Source organism: Enterococcus raffinosus, from assembly GCF_019175485.1.
Classification (GTDB): domain Bacteria; phylum Bacillota; class Bacilli; order Lactobacillales; family Enterococcaceae; genus Enterococcus_A; species Enterococcus_A raffinosus.
The window spans coordinates 717,615-735,222 of record NZ_CP072888.1; the positions used below are offsets into that span (position 1 = coordinate 717,615).

The following is a 17,608-nucleotide window of genomic DNA, read 5'->3' on the forward strand; positions in this document are numbered from 1 at the left end:
TTTTAGAAATATTTCTTTCAATTATGACTTGACAGTTAAGGAAGTGACAGTGAATAAATGCTATACTTGTCTAGAAAAGAAGTTTATCAAAGCATAGAAAAAAGCACAGTTGAGTGGAGGAAATCGAATGTCAAATTTTATTGCTCAAAGCGCAGATGTTTATGGCGATGTGATATTAGATGAGGGTTCAACGGTATGGTTTCAAAGTGTTTTACGCGGGGATAGCAACAAAATATCAATCGGTAAAATGAGCAATGTGCAAGATGGTACTATTATTCATGTTGATCATGATGCGCCAACAGTTATTGAAGATTACGTAACGATTGGGCATGCTTGCATTATTCACGGCTGTACAATACGCTCGGGGGCGTTAGTCGGGATGGGCGCAACTGTTCTGAATCATGCTGAAATTGGAGAAAATAGTCTGATCGGAGCGGGTTCGTTAGTAACGGAAGGAACTATTATTCCTAAAAATTCTCTAGCTTTTGGATCGCCAGCACGTGTCATTCGTCAATTGACTTTTGAAGAAATCAAAAAGAACCGAGCCAATGCTGAACATTATTATGAATTAGGTCAAACGTATTTAAAGAATGAAATTCATCCAGTTCGAACAAAGGAAGCCTATCATGAGGGAGACTAGTTTTTTGTTGTTGCAAGCGCAACTAAGAGCCTTGTTTCCTGATGATGGATTGAATCAATTAGCCATTTATGAGGATCAAGAAGAGCATTTTCTAATCTTTTCTAATCGTGGTCTTCACGTACTAGAAGAGGATGAATTAACAAAGGCCCCACGGAATGTTTACTATACAATGGATAGTTTGAAACCATTCTCGATCAGACAACAGGCAGGAGTCTTTGAATTGATCGTGACAACAATGGGCGGAAAAAATTTTGTAATAGCTTTTCCAGATCAAGGTGAGGCACATCATGCATTGCAAACACTTATTGAGCTCTTGGACCAATAAGACGCTTTAGTGTAATTTTTTCTTGATTCCTATTATAATCTTACTTAAAGGAAGTGATAAAAATGGATGGAAGTAAATTTGATCAAGAGCCAGTAAATGAAGAAGAATTATTAGCTCAAGGGTACCGCAAATATCATGGTGAAGGCATTGACATTTATTACAATAAAGATATTTGCGCGCATATAGGAAATTGTGTACGAGGCAATCCAGACATTTTTGAGGTAGGGCGTAGACCATGGATTATTCCTGATAATGGCAGTGTTGAAAATGCCAGCTATGTTGTGGATACCTGTCCAAGCGGAGCCTTAAAATATGTCATTAAAAAGTAAGTAAATTAGAGTAAGGGGAATTACGATGGAAATTAAAGAAGAAAAAGAACGCTTTGTTTTATTGAATGATGCGAATGAAGAAGCTGGCGAAATGACTTGGTCAAATGCTGGGTCAGAAATTATGATTATTGATCATACATTTGTAGATCCGACATATCGTGGTCAGGGATTAGCAGAAAAACTAGTTGCTGCAGGTGTAGAGAAGGCTCGAAATGAAGGGAAAAAGATTATTCCACTATGCCCGTTTGCTAAAAAAGAATTTGAGGAAAAATCAGAATATGCAGATGTTTTAAGAAAATAAGTTTAGGACTTCTCTAGTCAAACGACTTCAATTGTGCTAAAGTAAAAATGAGGTAGTTTGGAATAAGGAGGGTCATCTTTTGTATAATTTTATTTTGGGTGTTATCTTGGTTTTGTCAGTGATCATTGTTATAACGATTATGATGCAACCTAGCAAACAAAATAGTGCTGCAAGTGCTTTTACTGGTGGCGCGGATCAATTATTCGGAAAGCAAAAAGCTCGCGGCTTCGAAGCCGTGATGCAACGATCGACCGCCGTTTTAGGTGCGATCTGGATGATATTGCTCTTCGTATTAATGTTTTTATCAAGCAAATAAAACCGGCCTCTCGATTGAGAGGTCTTTTTTATTTTGTATTTGCAATAAATCAAGTACACTTTAAGATAGAACAAAGAAGAGTGCTTCATTGAATGTATTTTAATGAAAATTATATACAGTGATAATGACTGAGAAGTCATCACTGCATACGAAGGATTTCGATATTGTAGGTTCAATTGAGTGATGAACAAGGAGTGAAGAAAATGATTCAAGTACCCGAGTCGCTGTTTTTACCTCACGGGAAACGAGCGGTTCTACTTTTACATGCTTATTCTGGTAGTCCCAATGATGTGCGGATGTTGACACGCTATTTAGAGAAGTTGAATTATACAATTTATGCTCCGCTATATACCGGTCATGGAACATCAGATCCACTTGATATTCTGCAAGTAGCATCTAGTCGTTGGTGGCAAGATAGCCAACAGAGTGTGGAGTTTTTAAGATCTAAGGGATATCAGGAAATTGCTGTATTTGGTCTTTCAATGGGTGGGATTTTTGCGACTCGGTTGTTGGGCACGATGCCAGAAAAGTTTATCGGTGGCGGTTTCTTTTGTTCGCCTATCTCACCAGTAAAAACAAACGTAACAGAAAACTTTTTAATCTATGCTCAACAAGTGTTAAAAAGAAACGGTGTAGAGCCTAGAAAAGATGTAATTGAAAATTACCGTCCCTTAGTGGAACAACAATTAGAGGCAATCGAAGAACAGGCTCGCAATGCGAATAGTCATCTAGCAAACATTACTCATCCTTTTTTTATGGCTCAGTCCGGACAGGATGAAATGATTGAGGCTGATGGTGTTTTTCGAACCGCAGAACAGCTAAAGCAGACCACATTTACCTTGAAATGGTATCCAAATAGTGGTCATGTGATCACTGTAGGGCCTGAGAGAAGACAATTTGAACAAGACGTGGCTGATTTTTTGGCAGGTCTTGGCTGGAGTGAAGATAATGGAGAGACAAACAATTAAAAGTGAGATACTAGCTGGATTGAAAGCAGCTAATAAAAAAAGCCTTTCTATGGAAGAGTTGGCAGAAGTTCTAGACATGCGTAAAAGTGTCGATTATAAATTATTGGTTAAAACGATTGCACAAATGGAGCGAGAAAAAACAGTAGAATTTAATAAAAAGGGTCGGATCAAGCTACCTTTTCAACCAATTGAGGTAGAAGGCATTTTCCGCCGTAATGAAAGAGGATTTGGATTTGTAACAATTGATCCTGAAGAACCAGATGTTTTCATTCCGAAAGACGCGACGAACTTCGCGATGGATGGTGACATCGTCATGATTGATATTCAAAAGACAGCGGACCTTTTTTCCGATCGCGGAGCAGAAGGACAAGTTGTTTCTATTAAAGAAAGAAAGATTCAACAAATTGTTGGGGAGTTTACTGCTTTTGATGTAGACGAAATCGCAGAATCAGATTTGTATGGATACGTAACACCAAAAGATAAAAAAAGTGCACAATTTAAAGTTTTTATTGCAGCAGAAGGAATTCAACCTGTAGATGGAAGTATCGTTATCGTTGAAATTACCCATTATCCAGAAAAGGGGTACGCTACTAGTTTAGAAGGCTTGATTACTAAGGTTATCGGACACAAAAATGATCCTGGGATGGATATACTATCAATTGTTATTGCTCAAGGTATTCCTACTCAATTTCCAGAGGAAGTACAGACTGCATCTGAACAAATACCTGATAAAGTCATGGATTCAGATCTAGTTGGTCGCCGTGATTTACGTGACCAACAAATTGTTACGATTGATGGTGCAGGTGCTAAGGATTTAGATGATGCAGTGACTGTACGAAAATTAGATAATGGAAATTATTTTTTAGGTGTTCATATCGCCGACGTTTCATATTACGTAACTGAAAATAGTATTTTGGATAAGGAAGCCTTTGAACGTGGAACGAGTTTCTATTTGACTGATCGTGTCATTCCAATGATCCCTCAACGATTATCTAATGGAATTTGTTCTTTAAATCCACAAGTACCTCGCTTAACAATGAGCTGTGAAATGGAGATTGATTCTACTGGAAAAATCTTAAGTCATGAAATTTTTCAAAGTGTCATTCAAACAAGCGAACGAATGACTTATTCGGCAGTCAATGCTATTTTGGAGGAAGAGGATTCCGAATCAATCGAGAGGTATCATGATTTAGTACCAATGTTTCGTTTGATGAAAGAACTTCATCAAATTTTGGAAGTACATCGAAACCATCGTGGAGCAATTAACTTTGAGGACCGAGAAGCAAAAATTTTAGTAGATTCTGAAGGTCATCCAATGGATATTGAATTGCGTGAACGAGGTGTTGGTGAACGATTAATTGAATCCTTCATGTTAGCGGCAAACGAAACCGTGGCAGAACATTTTAATCGTCAAAAACTACCATTCATTTATCGAATTCACGAGCAGCCTAAAGAAGAAAAGATGCAGCGATTCTTCGATTTTGCGGCTGCGTTAGGTATCTTAGTAAAAGGTACAAAGAACACAATTACGCCAAAAGATTTGCAGAAAGTGATAGAAGAGGTAGGAACGAAACCAGAAGCAGCAGTGATTAATACAATGCTATTACGCAGCATGCAGCAAGCTCGTTATTCTGAAGACAATTATGGTCATTATGGATTAGCAGCTGAATACTATACGCATTTTACGTCACCGATTCGACGTTACCCTGATTTGATTGTTCATCGTTTGATTCGGACCTACAGCCAAGATCAAAGTGATGAAACGAAAGAGAAATGGGCAGAGGCATTGCCTGAAATTGCGGACCATAGTTCAAAAATGGAACGTCGTTCTGTGGAAGCAGAACGTGAAGTCGATAGTATGAAGAAGGCAGAATATATGGCTGATAAAATTGGTGAGGAGTTTGACGGTATTATCAGTTCAGTAACAAAGTTTGGTATTTTTATAGAATTACCAAATACAGTAGAAGGAATGATCCATGTAAATGAGTTGAAACAAGATTATTTCCACTTCGTTGAAAATCAATTAGCATTAGTGGGAGAAAGGACACGCCAAACCTTTAAGATTGGTCAAAAAGTCCGGATCAAAGTAGTTAAATCAGATCCTGAGACACGAGAAATTGATTTTGAGCTGCTAGAAGCGGAAGAAATTCCTTCGTTGGAGGTTCCTAAAGGGGGAAGTCGTCAAAGACGTCAGTCGACAGGTGGAAGAAAAAACAACAAGAAGTCCGATAAATATTATGGGAAAAATGTTGACCGAACAAAAAGCGGTAAAGATAAGAAAAAGAAAAAGGGTAAGAAGCCTTTTTATAAATCAGTAGCTAAGAAGAAAAAGTCTGGAAGAAAGAAGGGGTAGTATGCCAAAAGGCGAAGGCAAGCTAGTGGCACAAAATAAAAAAGCTCGTCATGATTATACGATCATCGATACGATTGAAGCAGGAATTGTTTTGCAGGGAACAGAAATCAAATCAATCCGAAATAGCCGAATCAACTTAAAGGATGGTTTTGCTCGGATTAGAAATGGCGAGGCTTTCTTATACAATGTGCATATCAGCCCTTATGAGCAAGGAAATATTTTTAATCATGACCCTGTTCGAACACGTAAATTGTTGATGCACAAAAAACAAATCGCTCGTTTGGCGGGTGAAGTAAAAAATACTGGAATTACATTAGTTCCCTTAAAAGTCTATTTAAAGGATGGCTATGCAAAAGTACTAATTGGCGTTGCTAAAGGGAAACATCAGTACGATAAAAGAGAAAGTTTGAAGCGTAAAGATGTTGATCGTCAAATTAGTCGTACGTTAAAAAATTATTCTCGATAGCAAAATATTCTTTTTCGCATATTTGGTGAGAATTACTTTACTTCACATTAGATTTTGATACGATTGGTTACAATCTATACTAGCTATATTGCGGTCAAGAACAGCTATTTAAGGCGTATAGACAGAGATAAAATAACGACGAAGAAAATATCTTTGAGTTATTCGAAAATTTTTAGGAAAATTCTTTGAAATTTTCTTTCTCTGGTGGTAACATACGATAGTATTTTGAGGAGCAGCGCTAAGCAGGCACGAGCTGACGCGAGTCGCTGGGAAGAGAGGTGAACTGAATTGGATGAAAAATCTTGGGTTTTCCATATTGGTCCCATATGGTTCGATGGTACGGTGACGACAATGATAATTGTGACATGTGTGATTGTCTTCTTCCTTGTTTTTGCGTTTACACGCAACCTGTCATTGAAGCCCAAAGGAAAGCAAAACGCAATTGAGTGGGTCATTGATTTTACAACGAATATTGTTGGCGACAACATGCCTCGTAAAGAAGTCAGAAATTTTAGTTTGTTCTCATTTACGTTGTTCTTATTTATTTTTGTAGCGAACCAAATCGGATTGGTCACAAAAATCGTCACAGGTGACGACGTGACTTATTGGAAAAGTCCCACTGCAAACCCGTTTGTAACAATGGGATTAGCCTTACTGGTGTTGGTATTAGCCAATTACTTAGGCACAGAAAAATTAGGCTTAGGTGGATACATTAAAAATTCTTTCTTTACACCCGCAGGATTATTTCCTATTAAGTTGATGGAAGAATTTACCAACGTAATAACGTTGGGCCTTCGTCTTTACGGTAACATTTTTGCTGGTGAGGTATTGCTTTCTCTTATCGCAAGCATGGTTACAAGTACAGGATGGTGGACATTGCCATTTGCAATCCCGCTTGAGATGATTTGGATCGCATTCTCATTATTTATCGGAAGTATCCAAGCATTTGTTTTCACAACTCTATCTATGGTTTATATCAGTCATAAAATCGAGGTAGAATAATAAAAAATTAACACACTTTTAGGAGGAAATTTATTATGAACTTTATCGGTGCAGGAATCGCAATCATGGGAGCCGCAATTGGGGCTGGTTATGGTAATGGACAAGTAATCTCAAAAGCAATTGAATCAATGGCACGTCAACCAGAAATGTCAGGACAAATTCGTTCAACAATGTTTATCGGTGTTGGTTTGATCGAAGCTGTGCCAATTCTAGGGGTAGTTTTAGGTATGTTGATGGTTTTCCAAGGTTAATAATTGATGTTTTTTGTTACGGCTCATCTCAGAGATGAGCAAAAGAACCGTTTAACGGTTCTTTTAATGAGAAAGAACAGAAAGGAAGACCGAGTATGCTGAATCTAGTTATTGCTGAGGCTGTCAACACAACACTCGGTAATTTAATCGCCGTTACGGGTGCATTCGTAATCCTAATGGCATTATTGAAAAAATTCGCGTGGGGTGCCGTCCAAGACATTCTAAAAAAACGTGAAGATAAGATCGCCAATGATCTAGATTCTGCCGAACAATCTCGGATCAAAGCTGCTGAGTTGGAAAAAGAACGTGAAGCTCAGTTGGCAAGTTCCCGTAGTGATGCGGCAGATATCATCAAAAATGCGAAAGAAAGTGGCGAATTAAGCCGCCAAAATATCATCAAAGATACTAAGGAAGAAGTTACTCGTCTAAAAGATCGCGCACAAGCGGAAATCAAAGATGAACGTGAAAACGCGTTGACTTCTGTTAAAGATGATGTGGCAACACTTTCTCTACAAATCGCAGAAAAAATCTTGAGCAAAGAGCTTTCACAAGATGCCCATCAAGATTTAATTAATGACTATATGGATAAGTTAGGTAATACGAAACATGAAGCTTGATAAGTATACTGTTGGTAAACGATATGGAAAAGCTTTGTTTGAATTGGCGATCGAAAATGAAGCCGCCGATGCCGTTTATCAAGAGTTATTGACGATTCGGGAAATCTGTAAAGAAATCCCAGATTTAGGGAATATATTGACGGATGTTCGTTTAGAAGGTGCTGAGAAAAAAGCGATCATGAATGCTTTTACTAGTAATTTCGACGGAATTGTCAAGAATTTCTTATTAGTTGTTTTTGAGTACAATCGTAGTGATGATCTTCCATTTATGATAGAGGAATTTGAACGTCGTTATGATGAACAAAACAAAATTGCACACGGAACGGTAACTACAGCTGTGCCGCTCTCTGAAGAAAAGAAACACGAACTTGAAGCGAAAGTCGCTGATGTTTTTGGCTACCAGAAGGCCACGTTAACCCCGATAGTTGATGAATCAATTCTCGGCGGTGTCATTGTTGAAGCCGATCATCAAGTGATCGACGGCAGCCTCGCCAGCCAATTAAATGGTCTACGAGCAGCACTTAGTAAAAAGTAGAGAAGAAGAGGTGAAATGAATGGCCATCAAAGCAGAAGAAATCAGTGCTTTAATCAAAGAACAGATTCAAAATTATGATAATAAGCTGTCTGTTGAAGAAATCGGAACAGTCACTTACGTTGGGGATGGAATCGCCCGTGCCCACGGGTTAGAAAATGCAATGAGTGGAGAGCTTCTAGAGTTTTCTAATGGCTCTTACGGAATGGCACAAAACTTAGAAAGCAATGATGTCGGTATCATCGTTCTAGGTGAATTTGAGTCCATTCGTGAAGGAGATAAAGTAAAACGTACCGGTAAAATCATGGAAGTGCCTGTTGGTGATAACATGATTGGGCGGGTAGTAAATCCATTAGGTCAGCCAATTGATGGTATGGGCCCAATCGAAACAAGTAAAACTCGTCCTGTAGAAGCAATGGCTCCTGGCGTTATGCAACGTAAATCAGTTTCAGAACCAATGCAAACGGGGTTAAAAGCCATTGATGCGCTAGTTCCAATTGGTCGTGGTCAACGGGAACTGGTTATTGGAGACCGTAAAACAGGGAAAACTTCAATCGCCATTGATACAATTATTAACCAAAAAGGTCAAGATATGATTTGTATCTACGTCGCTATTGGTCAAAAAGAATCTACGGTACGCTCACAAGTGGAGACACTTCGTAAGTTCGGTGCTATGGATTACACTATTGTCGTAACGGCTGGTGCGTCACAACCTGCACCGCTATTATTTATTGCGCCTTATGCTGGAACAGCGATGGGTGAAGAGTTCATGTATAACGGCAAGCATGTACTTGTTGTATTTGATGATTTATCAAAACAGGCAGTTGCTTATCGTGAACTTTCATTGTTATTACGTCGTCCGCCAGGTCGTGAAGCTTATCCAGGGGATGTTTTTTACTTACACTCACGTTTGCTAGAACGTGCTGCAAAACTTTCAGATGAATTAGGCGGAGGATCACTTACTGCCTTACCATTTGTTGAAACACAGGCTGGAGATATTTCTGCTTATATTCCAACAAACGTAATTTCAATCACTGATGGACAAATTTTCTTAGAAAATGATTTGTTCTATGCTGGTATTCGGCCAGCTGTTGATGCTGGTTTATCTGTGTCACGTGTAGGTGGTTCAGCACAAATTAAAGCAATGAAAAAAGTTGCTGGTACGCTTCGTTTGGACTTAGCCAGTTATCGTGAATTAGAAGCCTTCACACAATTTGGTTCAGATTTAGATGCTGCTACGCAAGCGAAATTAAATCGTGGACGCCGAACTGTTGAAGTTCTAAAACAAAAATTACATGATCCGCTTCCAGTTGAAAAACAAGTGGTCATATTATATGCCTTGACTCATGGCGTACTTGATAGTATTCCAGTTAATAGTATTTTAGATTTTGAAGCACAATTATTTGAATATCTTGAAACAAATCATTCAGATTTATTTGCGACAATTCGTGATACGAAAGATTTGCCAGATGCGGACAAGCTAGATGGAGCGATCCAAGAATTCAAAGATATTTTTGATGCTTCCGCAGCGAACCAAGAAAAAGCATAATCGAGGTGAGAATAAAACATGGCATCCTTAAATGAAATCAAAACACGGATTGCATCGACGAAGAAAACGAGTCAAATCACCAACGCTATGCAAATGGTATCAGCATCTAAATTAACGAAATCAGAGGCTTACTCAGCAAAATTTCAGCTTTACGCGTCAAAAGTACGTGAAGTGTTAACTCACTTAACAGCAAGTGAATTAACGGAGTTAGCTAATTCTGGTCGTGAATTAGGCGGCATCAATTATCACAGTATGTTGTTGAACCGTCCAGTCAAGAAAACTGGTTATATCGTGATTACTTCAGACGGTGGATTAGTCGGTGGTTATAACAGCTCGATTTTAAAACAAACCATGACGATGCTAGAAGATGATCATGATTCTGCTGATGAATATGTTTTGTTAGCCATTGGTGGAACCGGTGCGGACTTTTTCAAAGCTCGCGGTGTAAAATTAGCCTACGAATTACGCAATTTATCGGACCAACCGAGCTTTGATGAAGTACGAAAAATCGTTTCGATGACGACTAGTATGTATGAAAATCAAGTCTTCGACGAATTATATGTATGCTATAACCATCATGTCAATTCGTTATCTAGTCAGTTCCGAGTGGAAAAAATGCTGCCGATTTCTGACTTAGATCCAAGCGAAGCACAAACATATCGGGAAGAGTATCTATTCGAACCTTCAAAAGAAGCCATTCTTGATCAATTACTTCCACAATATGCTGAAAGTCTGATCTACGGTGCAATCGTTGATGCCAAAACGGCAGAGCATGCGGCCGGAATGACAGCAATGAAGACAGCGACTGATAACGCCAGCGCGATCATTGGCGATTTAACGATTTCATACAACCGCGCTCGTCAAGCGGCGATTACTCAAGAGATTACTGAAATTGTCGGCGGGGCTTCCGCATTAGAATAATTTCGAGATTGGAGGAAAAAACATGAGTTCAGGCAAGATTGTTCAAGTTATTGGTCCCGTTGTCGACGTGGAATTTTCTTTAGATCAATCCTTACCAGACATCAACAATGCGTTGATTGTTTATAAAAAAGATAAAACAAAAGTTGTTCTTGAAGCTGCTTTGGAACTTGGTGATGGTGTTATTCGCACAATCGCCATGGAATCAACGGATGGATTACAACGTGGAATGGAAGTTGTCGATACTGGCAAGCCTATTTCTGTTCCAGTAGGGAAAGAAACTCTAGGTCGTGTATTTAATGTATTAGGTGAAACAATCGACAAAGAAGCTCCTTTTCCAGAAGATGCAGAAAAAAGTGGTATTCACAAGAAAGCACCAACTTTTGAAGAACTTAGCACTAGTAATGAAATTTTAGAAACAGGGATTAAAGTCATTGATCTGTTAGCCCCTTACTTAAAGGGTGGTAAAGTCGGATTATTTGGTGGTGCCGGAGTTGGTAAAACTGTCTTGATCCAAGAATTGATTCATAATATTGCGCAAGAACACGGTGGTATTTCTGTATTTACCGGTGTTGGTGAACGTACTCGTGAAGGGAACGACCTTTATTATGAAATGAAAGATTCTGGTGTTATTGAGAAAACTGCTATGGTGTTCGGTCAAATGAACGAGCCGCCAGGTGCACGTATGCGTGTTGCTTTAACTGGTTTAACCTTAGCCGAATACTTCCGTGATGAAGAAGGACAAGATGTGTTGCTATTTATCGACAACATTTTCCGTTTCACTCAAGCCGGATCAGAAGTTTCTGCCTTACTTGGCCGTATGCCGTCAGCAGTTGGTTACCAACCGACTTTAGCAACTGAAATGGGACAACTGCAAGAACGTATTACGTCAACGAAAAAAGGTTCAATCACCTCGATTCAAGCCATCTACGTACCTGCGGATGACTATACTGACCCTGCGCCAGCAACAGCCTTCGCCCATTTAGATGCAACGACCAACTTGGAACGGAAATTAACCGAACAAGGGATCTATCCCGCAGTTGATCCATTAGCGTCCTCTTCTAGTGCTTTAGCGCCTGAAATTGTAGGTGAAGAACATTACCGTGTTGCTACAGAAGTTCAACGTGTTTTACAACGTTATCGTGAATTACAAGATATCATTGCAATTTTAGGGATGGATGAATTATCTGATCAAGAAAAAGTAATTGTATCTCGTGCTCGTAGAATTCAATTTTTCTTGTCACAAAACTTTAATGTGGCAGAACAATTTACTGGTTTACCAGGTTCTTATGTACCTGTTGAGAAAACTGTTGAAGGGTTTAAAGAAATCCTTGAAGGGAAATATGATGATCTTCCTGAAGAAGCATTCCGCAGTGTAGGTCCGATCGAAGACGTAGTAGAAAAAGCGAAAACTTTAGGCTACTAGAAAGAGGTGCCCGATGGAACAAGAAAAAAACAAAGTTCTGCAAGTGAACGTTGTTACTCCAGATGGTAATGTCTATGATCACAATGCAACGATTGTAGTCGCGAAGACCGTGGCTGGTGAAATAGGTATTTTGCCCAATCACGCACCAATCATAGCCCCTCTTGCAATTGATGAGGTCCGTGTTCGCCGAACAGATTCGGATACCCATGTTGACTGGATTGCGGTTAATGGTGGAATCATGGAGGTTCGAGACAATGTGTTGACGATCATCGCTGATACGGCAGAACGTGAACGCGATATCGATGTTTCTCGTGCGGAAAGAGCAAAACAACGTGCGGAAGCGCGAATTCAAGAAGCGCGTGAAAAACAAGACACTGACCAATTGAGTCGTGCTGAAGTTGCCTTGCATCGTGCTATGAATCGTATTAAAGTTTCAAAACACCGTTAAGTTTACTAGATTGAAAGGATTGTGCCAAATTATCTTGGTGCAATCTTTTTTTTAAATCAATTTTAAAATTTGGAAACAAAAGATGAATACTCCCTCTTCTTAAAAGTTATTACTACCAAAATAATAAGAAGAATTTTGAGTATTTTGACGAAAAGAGAAGGATAAAAATTTTTAAAGAACTTTTTGAGAAAGAAAACAAATATTAAGTTTTTTAAAAGTTTCTCTACAGTACTTTGGGTGAGCAAAGTATTCTTCTTTATCTGAAACTGTGATATAATCCAACTGTTGATTTTTTTTGAAAGGATATGAATTATGCAAGTATATGGAATTGATGCAATCGTTAGAATCGTCTCGCATTTTTCCTTCATCTATTTAGCTTTTTGGGCTTTGAGGTCATTACGCATAGAAAATCTTTTTAAAGCATTTAAGGAGACGCAGGTACGTCTTGTGATCTTGATGTTAGCAATTGCTTTAGGATTTGCTTGCAGTACATTCTTCTTAGAAATCATTCTTTTATGTAAAAATATATTTTTGACATTTAACTAAGGTACATATACGAAGCAATCGATTAGCTTTTTGGAGGGAATACAGATGGAAGAGATCATCGTTCGTGGTGGTAAACAATTAAAAGGAACTGTACATATTGAAGGGGCAAAAAATGCCGTATTGCCGATTCTTGCTGCGACTTTATTGGCAGAAGAAGGAACATCAACGTTAAGCAATGTTCCGATTTTATCTGATGTTTTTACCATGAATCAAGTGATTCGTTATTTGAATACAGATGTTGAGTTCAATGAAGAAACGAAAGAAGTTACAGTGGATGCTACACGTCAATTAAATGTGGAAGCTCCTTATGAATATGTAAGCAAGATGCGCGCATCAATCGTTGTAATGGGACCTTTATTAGCGAGAAATGGCCATGCGAAGGTTGCAATGCCTGGCGGGTGTGCTATTGGTAAACGTCCAATTGACTTGCATTTGAAAGGTTTCCAAGCTTTAGGAGCGAAAATTATCCAAAAAAATGGCTACATTGAAGCAATTGCAGATGAATTGATTGGTGATACCATTTATTTGGATTTCCCAAGTGTCGGTGCAACTCAAAACATTATGATGGCTGCTGTAAAGGCTAAAGGAACAACAGTGATCGAAAACGTTGCTCGCGAGCCTGAAATTGTTGATTTGGCTAATTTCTTGAATAAAATGGGTGCTAGTATTCATGGTGCTGGGACAGAAACGATGCGTATTGAAGGGGTAGACCATCTTCATGCTGTTTCTCATCCAATTGTCCAAGACCGGATTGAAGCTGGTACATTTATGGTTGCCGCTGCGATGACTGAAGGAAATGTTCTGATTGATGGTGCAATTCCAGAACATAATCGTCCGTTGATTTCTAAATTGATTGAGATGGGTGTTAAGGTAACGGAAGAAAACGATGGTTTACGTGTGATTGGTCCTAAGAATTTGAAAGCAACGGATATTAAGACAATGCCTCATCCTGGCTTCCCAACAGATATGCAAGCTCAGATGACTGCTATCCAATTAGTTGCTAACGGAATCAGTACGACGACAGAAACTGTTTTTGAAAATCGTTTCCAACATTTAGAAGAAATGCGCAGAATGAATGCACAAGTCAAAATTGATAATAATGTTGCCTTAATTAAGGGCGCGACAGAATTACAAGGTGCAGAAGTTTATGCCACGGATTTACGTGCAGCAGCAGCGTTGGTTTTAGCTGGACTACGGGCAAACGGTATCACTCGTGTGCGTAACTTGAAATATTTGGATCGCGGTTATTATCAATTTCATAAAAAATTACAACAATTGGGTGCTGATGTAGAACGCGTAGATAATGAAAGCAAAAAAGCAATTGATGCAACAACTGTTTTAGCATAAGGAGTGAGTATATGAGTTCAGGCGAACATATCTTACGAAGCTTGATTCGGATTGTAGCGATATTACTTGCGGGTGTCTTGCTATTTATTATCGGTAGTATGATTGGTTATGGTGCAATGGGTGGAGGGAATCCATTTAAAGTACTATTGCCAGATGTTTGGCGCCATATTTTAGATTTTGTTCATTAATGTCTGTAGCAAAATCTTTGTTGATTATTGAAGAAGAGGTTGTTCCAATTTATGGTGCGATCTCTTTTTTATTCGTCTTATTATAGGAAAGAGACAAGCAAATAATTTGCAGCTTTAAAAAAAGAAATGTATAAATAGATCAATGTTGATATAGGATAGTTTGGAGTGAGAGAATGAATATTATAGGTAGAGGTCTAGTTTTCTTAGTACGAGGCTATCAGCGCTTTATCTCTCCGTTAACACAACCATCTTGTCGATATTATCCATCTTGTTCTAGTTACATGATTAAAGCGATTGAAGTTCATGGCGCTTTTAAAGGAAGCTTAATGGGTATTTCAAGGATATTGAGATGTCATCCATTTGCCAAAGCAGGGTTGGATTACGTGCCGATAAGGTTTTCATTACGGAAAAATTTGAAAGATAGAGAAGAACCAAATTACCAAGAGCAGAAGAAAAAGTAGAAAAGTTAAAATTCTGAAGAAATTTGGGAGGTCCATTTATTTTTTTAGGTAAAATAGTGAGTTAAACAATAAAGAATACGATTAAAAGGTATGTGATTGAGGTTATTGTAAGACAAGATAGTATCTTTAAGTATTTAGATAAGTTAAATAGCCAAATAGCTCTAAAATAAGTAAAAGCATCTTTTACTATGGTGAATGTAAGTTTCATAATTAATCGTAAAAATCGTTTGCTTTTAAATTAAATAAGTTATTTTATGTAGACCTGATTAACTTTTCGTAAGTTAATCAGGTCTTTTTTTTGTTATTGTATGAGCTGTAGGAAATAGTGTAAGCGCTATAAATTGTTTGATTATTGCTGAATTATTAAAATATTCAGAAAATTTAATTGACAGTGAGAGTTTTTTCCTATATATTCTTTATTATCTTAACGATTTATCATTATTTTATTAGGGGGAAACAGGATGAAGAAAAGAACAGTAGTTGCTCTAGCAGCAGGGTTGTTTCTATTTGGCGCGTGTGGTTCGCCTAAAGCTAACGATAGCAGTGGTGGAGAAGATGCCAAGACAATCAAAATCGGCGGGAACTTCGAATTATCAGGAGCTGTAGCAGCTTATGGTGAAGCGGAAAATGAAGGAGCTAAATTAGCCGTTGAAGAAATTAATAAAGATGGCGGAATTGATGGAAAGAAAATTGAGTATATCTCAAAAGATAATAAGTCTGATAATAATGAAGCAGCATCTGTTGCAGCAAACTTAACAACAAAAGATGAAGTAGTAGCAATTATTGGTCCAGCAACTTCAGGTGCGACAAAAGCAACGTTACCAAACTTATCAAAAGCTAAAGTTCCTGCTGTTACACCATCAGGAACAGATGATGCAATTACTGTACAAAAAGGTAAGGTTCAAGATTATATTTATCGTTCTTGTTTCCAAGATAGCTTCCAAGGAATTGTCTTAGCGAAATATGCGGATGATAACTTGAAAGCTGACAAAGCAGTAATCTTAGGTGATAACTCAAGTGATTATGCAAATGGCTTGAAGAAGGCCTTTAAGGATACTTACAAAGGTAAAATCGTAGCTGAGGAGAACTTTACTGCAGGAGATAAAGATTTCCAAGCAATGCTGACAAAAATCAAAGATAAAGACTTCAATGTTATCTATATCCCAGGCTATTACACAGAAGCGGGTCTAATCATCAAACAAGCTCGTGAAATGGGAATTGAACAACCTATTATCGGGGCTGACGGCTTTGGTGATGAAAAATTAGTTGAAACAGCTGGCGCAAGCAATGTCAAAAATGTTTATTATACAGGGCACTTCTCAACAAAAGCACCAGCAACTGATAAAGTGGAACCATTTGTAGAAGCTTTCGAGAAAAAGTATAACAAACAGCCATCTTCATTCAATGCTTTAGCTTACGATTCTGTTTACATGATCAAACAAGCAATTGAGGATGAAGGAAAAGCGACACCAGAAGCAATCGACAAAGGACTTGCGAATTTGAAAGATTTTGAAGGTGTTACTGGTAAGATTTCAATGGACAAGGAACATAATCCTGTAAAATCAGCAGTAGTTCTTGGTCTGACAGATGGGAAAGAAACTTCTGCCGAAACCGTTAATCCATAATTACTCGGTGAATGCAGACAAGGGAGTGTGCCGATGGTTGTTGGCACACTCCCTTTTAAAAATTAAGGTCGTAATCGGATCGGCTACTCTATTTTTTTGAAAAGTGAAGTGATAAAGATGGAAGTATTTATTCAGCAAATCGTCAATGGGCTATTCCTAGGTAGTGTCTATGCGCTGATGGCGCTTGGCTATACTATGGTCTATGGGATTATTAAATTAATCAACTTTGCCCATGGCGAAATATATATGATTGGGTCGTTTATTGGCTACTTTTTAATCAATCAGTTTAATATGGGCTTCTTTCCCGCCTTGGTATTATCAATGGCAGGAAGTGCAATTTTAGGAGTCGTTATTGAATTTTTGGCTTATCGTCCATTAAGAAATTCTACTCGAATTGCTGCTTTGATTACTGCAATCGGTGTTTCCTACCTATTGCAAAATACGATGATTTATTTTTTCAGTTCAACAACTCGTCCATTTCCACAGGCGATTAAACTACAAGTTTACAAACTTGGATTTCTGAGTATTTCAAATATTCAATTGTTGATTTTAGGCTTGTCTTTATTTTTAATGATTGCCTTAAACCTGATTGTTCAGAAAACCAAGATGGGGAAGGCGATGCGTGCAGTGAGTGTTGATACAGATGCCGCACAGTTGATGGGAATTGACGTAAACCGTACGATCTCCTTTACTTTTGCTTTAGGTTCAGCGTTAGCAGCTGCTGGAGGGATGATGATTGGGTTGTATTACAACTCCATTGATCCTATGATGGGATATATTCCTGGTCTGAAGTCATTTATCGCCGCAGTTTTAGGTGGAATTGGTATTATTCCAGGTGCTGCAATTGGTGGATTTGTCATCGGTTTAATAGAAACATTGACAACAGCATTGGGATTTTCAGATTTTAAAGACGCAGTCGTATATGCAGTATTGATTTTGATTTTGTTAATTCGTCCAGCCGGTATTTTAGGCAAACATGTGAAAGAGAAAGTGTAGGTGG

General features: G+C 38.3%; 22 protein-coding genes. All 22 read left to right on the top strand.

The features are described 5' to 3' along the window. Positions 1–127: 127 nt before the first annotated feature. Positions 128–640, top strand: coding sequence for a gamma carbonic anhydrase family protein (locus tag J9537_RS03510; protein WP_218256745.1), 513 nt, complete (start codon positions 128–130; stop codon positions 638–640). Next, entirely contained in the window at positions 627–965 is a 339-nt protein-coding gene (locus J9537_RS03515; RefSeq protein WP_218256746.1) for a hypothetical protein, read from the top strand. Before J9537_RS03510 ends, J9537_RS03515 begins: the two co-directional genes overlap by 14 nt. Positions 966–1,027: 62 nt before the next feature. Further along, the gene (locus J9537_RS03520; RefSeq protein ID WP_218256747.1) at positions 1,028–1,294 is read left to right on the top strand and encodes a (4Fe-4S)-binding protein; all 267 of its coding nucleotides are present in this window, start codon (positions 1,028–1,030) and stop codon (positions 1,292–1,294) included. Between the two features lie 25 nt (positions 1,295–1,319). Beyond that, the gene (locus J9537_RS03525; RefSeq protein ID WP_010746759.1) at positions 1,320–1,595 is read left to right on the top strand and encodes a GNAT family N-acetyltransferase; all 276 of its coding nucleotides are present in this window, start codon (positions 1,320–1,322) and stop codon (positions 1,593–1,595) included. Between the two features lie 79 nt (positions 1,596–1,674). Continuing rightward, the gene (gene secG / locus J9537_RS03530) at positions 1,675–1,911 is read left to right on the top strand and encodes a preprotein translocase subunit SecG (RefSeq protein WP_010746758.1); all 237 of its coding nucleotides are present in this window, start codon (positions 1,675–1,677) and stop codon (positions 1,909–1,911) included. Positions 1,912–2,114: 203 nt separating this feature from the next. After that, entirely contained in the window at positions 2,115–2,879 is a 765-nt protein-coding gene (locus J9537_RS03535; protein ID WP_218256748.1) for an alpha/beta hydrolase, read from the top strand. Further along, a complete protein-coding gene (gene rnr, locus J9537_RS03540) occupies positions 2,860–5,232 on the top strand; it encodes a ribonuclease R (protein WP_218256749.1) in 2,373 nt (790 codons plus the stop codon). Before J9537_RS03535 ends, rnr begins: the two co-directional genes overlap by 20 nt. Before the next feature lies 1 nt (position 5,233). Further along, the gene (gene smpB / locus J9537_RS03545; RefSeq protein WP_010746755.1) at positions 5,234–5,698 is read left to right on the top strand and encodes an SsrA-binding protein SmpB; all 465 of its coding nucleotides are present in this window, start codon (positions 5,234–5,236) and stop codon (positions 5,696–5,698) included. A gap of 288 nt (positions 5,699–5,986) precedes the next feature. Beyond that, the gene (gene atpB / locus J9537_RS03550; RefSeq protein WP_218256750.1) at positions 5,987–6,700 is read left to right on the top strand and encodes a F0F1 ATP synthase subunit A; all 714 of its coding nucleotides are present in this window, start codon (positions 5,987–5,989) and stop codon (positions 6,698–6,700) included. Between the two features lie 35 nt (positions 6,701–6,735). Next, entirely contained in the window at positions 6,736–6,951 is a 216-nt protein-coding gene (gene atpE / locus J9537_RS03555) for an ATP synthase F0 subunit C (protein WP_010746753.1), read from the top strand. 95 nt (positions 6,952–7,046) lie between these two features. Further along, positions 7,047–7,568 (top strand): F0F1 ATP synthase subunit B, encoded by a 522-nt coding sequence (atpF, locus tag J9537_RS03560; protein ID WP_010746752.1) that lies wholly within the window; start codon positions 7,047–7,049, stop codon positions 7,566–7,568. Continuing rightward, the gene (gene atpH, locus J9537_RS03565) at positions 7,558–8,103 is read left to right on the top strand and encodes an ATP synthase F1 subunit delta (RefSeq protein ID WP_010746751.1); all 546 of its coding nucleotides are present in this window, start codon (positions 7,558–7,560) and stop codon (positions 8,101–8,103) included. The genes atpF and atpH overlap by 11 nt, the downstream gene beginning before the upstream one ends. Before the next feature lie 19 nt (positions 8,104–8,122). Next, the gene (atpA, locus tag J9537_RS03570; RefSeq protein ID WP_218256751.1) at positions 8,123–9,649 is read left to right on the top strand and encodes a F0F1 ATP synthase subunit alpha; all 1,527 of its coding nucleotides are present in this window, start codon (positions 8,123–8,125) and stop codon (positions 9,647–9,649) included. Positions 9,650–9,667: 18 nt separating this feature from the next. Then, positions 9,668–10,570, top strand: a complete 903-nt coding sequence (locus J9537_RS03575; RefSeq protein ID WP_010746749.1) for a F0F1 ATP synthase subunit gamma — start codon at positions 9,668–9,670, stop codon at positions 10,568–10,570. A 22-nt stretch (positions 10,571–10,592) separates the two neighbouring features. Continuing rightward, entirely contained in the window at positions 10,593–11,993 is a 1,401-nt protein-coding gene (atpD, locus tag J9537_RS03580; RefSeq protein ID WP_010746748.1) for a F0F1 ATP synthase subunit beta, read from the top strand. Positions 11,994–12,006: 13 nt separating this feature from the next. Then, positions 12,007–12,441 (top strand): F0F1 ATP synthase subunit epsilon, encoded by a 435-nt coding sequence (locus J9537_RS03585; protein ID WP_010746747.1) that lies wholly within the window; start codon positions 12,007–12,009, stop codon positions 12,439–12,441. Positions 12,442–12,753: 312 nt separating this feature from the next. Continuing rightward, entirely contained in the window at positions 12,754–12,987 is a 234-nt protein-coding gene (locus J9537_RS03590; protein ID WP_010746746.1) for a DUF1146 family protein, read from the top strand. Between the two features lie 45 nt (positions 12,988–13,032). After that, positions 13,033–14,334 carry a UDP-N-acetylglucosamine 1-carboxyvinyltransferase gene (gene murA / locus J9537_RS03595; protein ID WP_218256752.1) on the top strand — a complete coding sequence of 434 codons (1,302 nt, stop codon included), beginning with the start codon at positions 13,033–13,035 and terminating at the stop codon, positions 14,332–14,334. 11 nt (positions 14,335–14,345) lie between these two features. Then, entirely contained in the window at positions 14,346–14,522 is a 177-nt protein-coding gene (locus J9537_RS03600) for a DNA-directed RNA polymerase subunit beta (RefSeq protein ID WP_010746744.1), read from the top strand. Between the two features lie 173 nt (positions 14,523–14,695). Beyond that, complete coding sequence (yidD, locus tag J9537_RS03605; protein WP_425333175.1) at positions 14,696–14,983, top strand: membrane protein insertion efficiency factor YidD; 288 nt, start codon at positions 14,696–14,698, stop codon at positions 14,981–14,983. A 461-nt stretch (positions 14,984–15,444) separates the two neighbouring features. Beyond that, a complete protein-coding gene (locus tag J9537_RS03610; protein ID WP_218256753.1) occupies positions 15,445–16,608 on the top strand; it encodes an ABC transporter substrate-binding protein in 1,164 nt (387 codons plus the stop codon). A 117-nt stretch (positions 16,609–16,725) separates the two neighbouring features. Further along, positions 16,726–17,604, top strand: coding sequence for a branched-chain amino acid ABC transporter permease (locus J9537_RS03615; protein WP_010746741.1), 879 nt, complete (start codon positions 16,726–16,728; stop codon positions 17,602–17,604). The last annotated feature ends 4 nt before the right edge of the window (positions 17,605–17,608 follow it).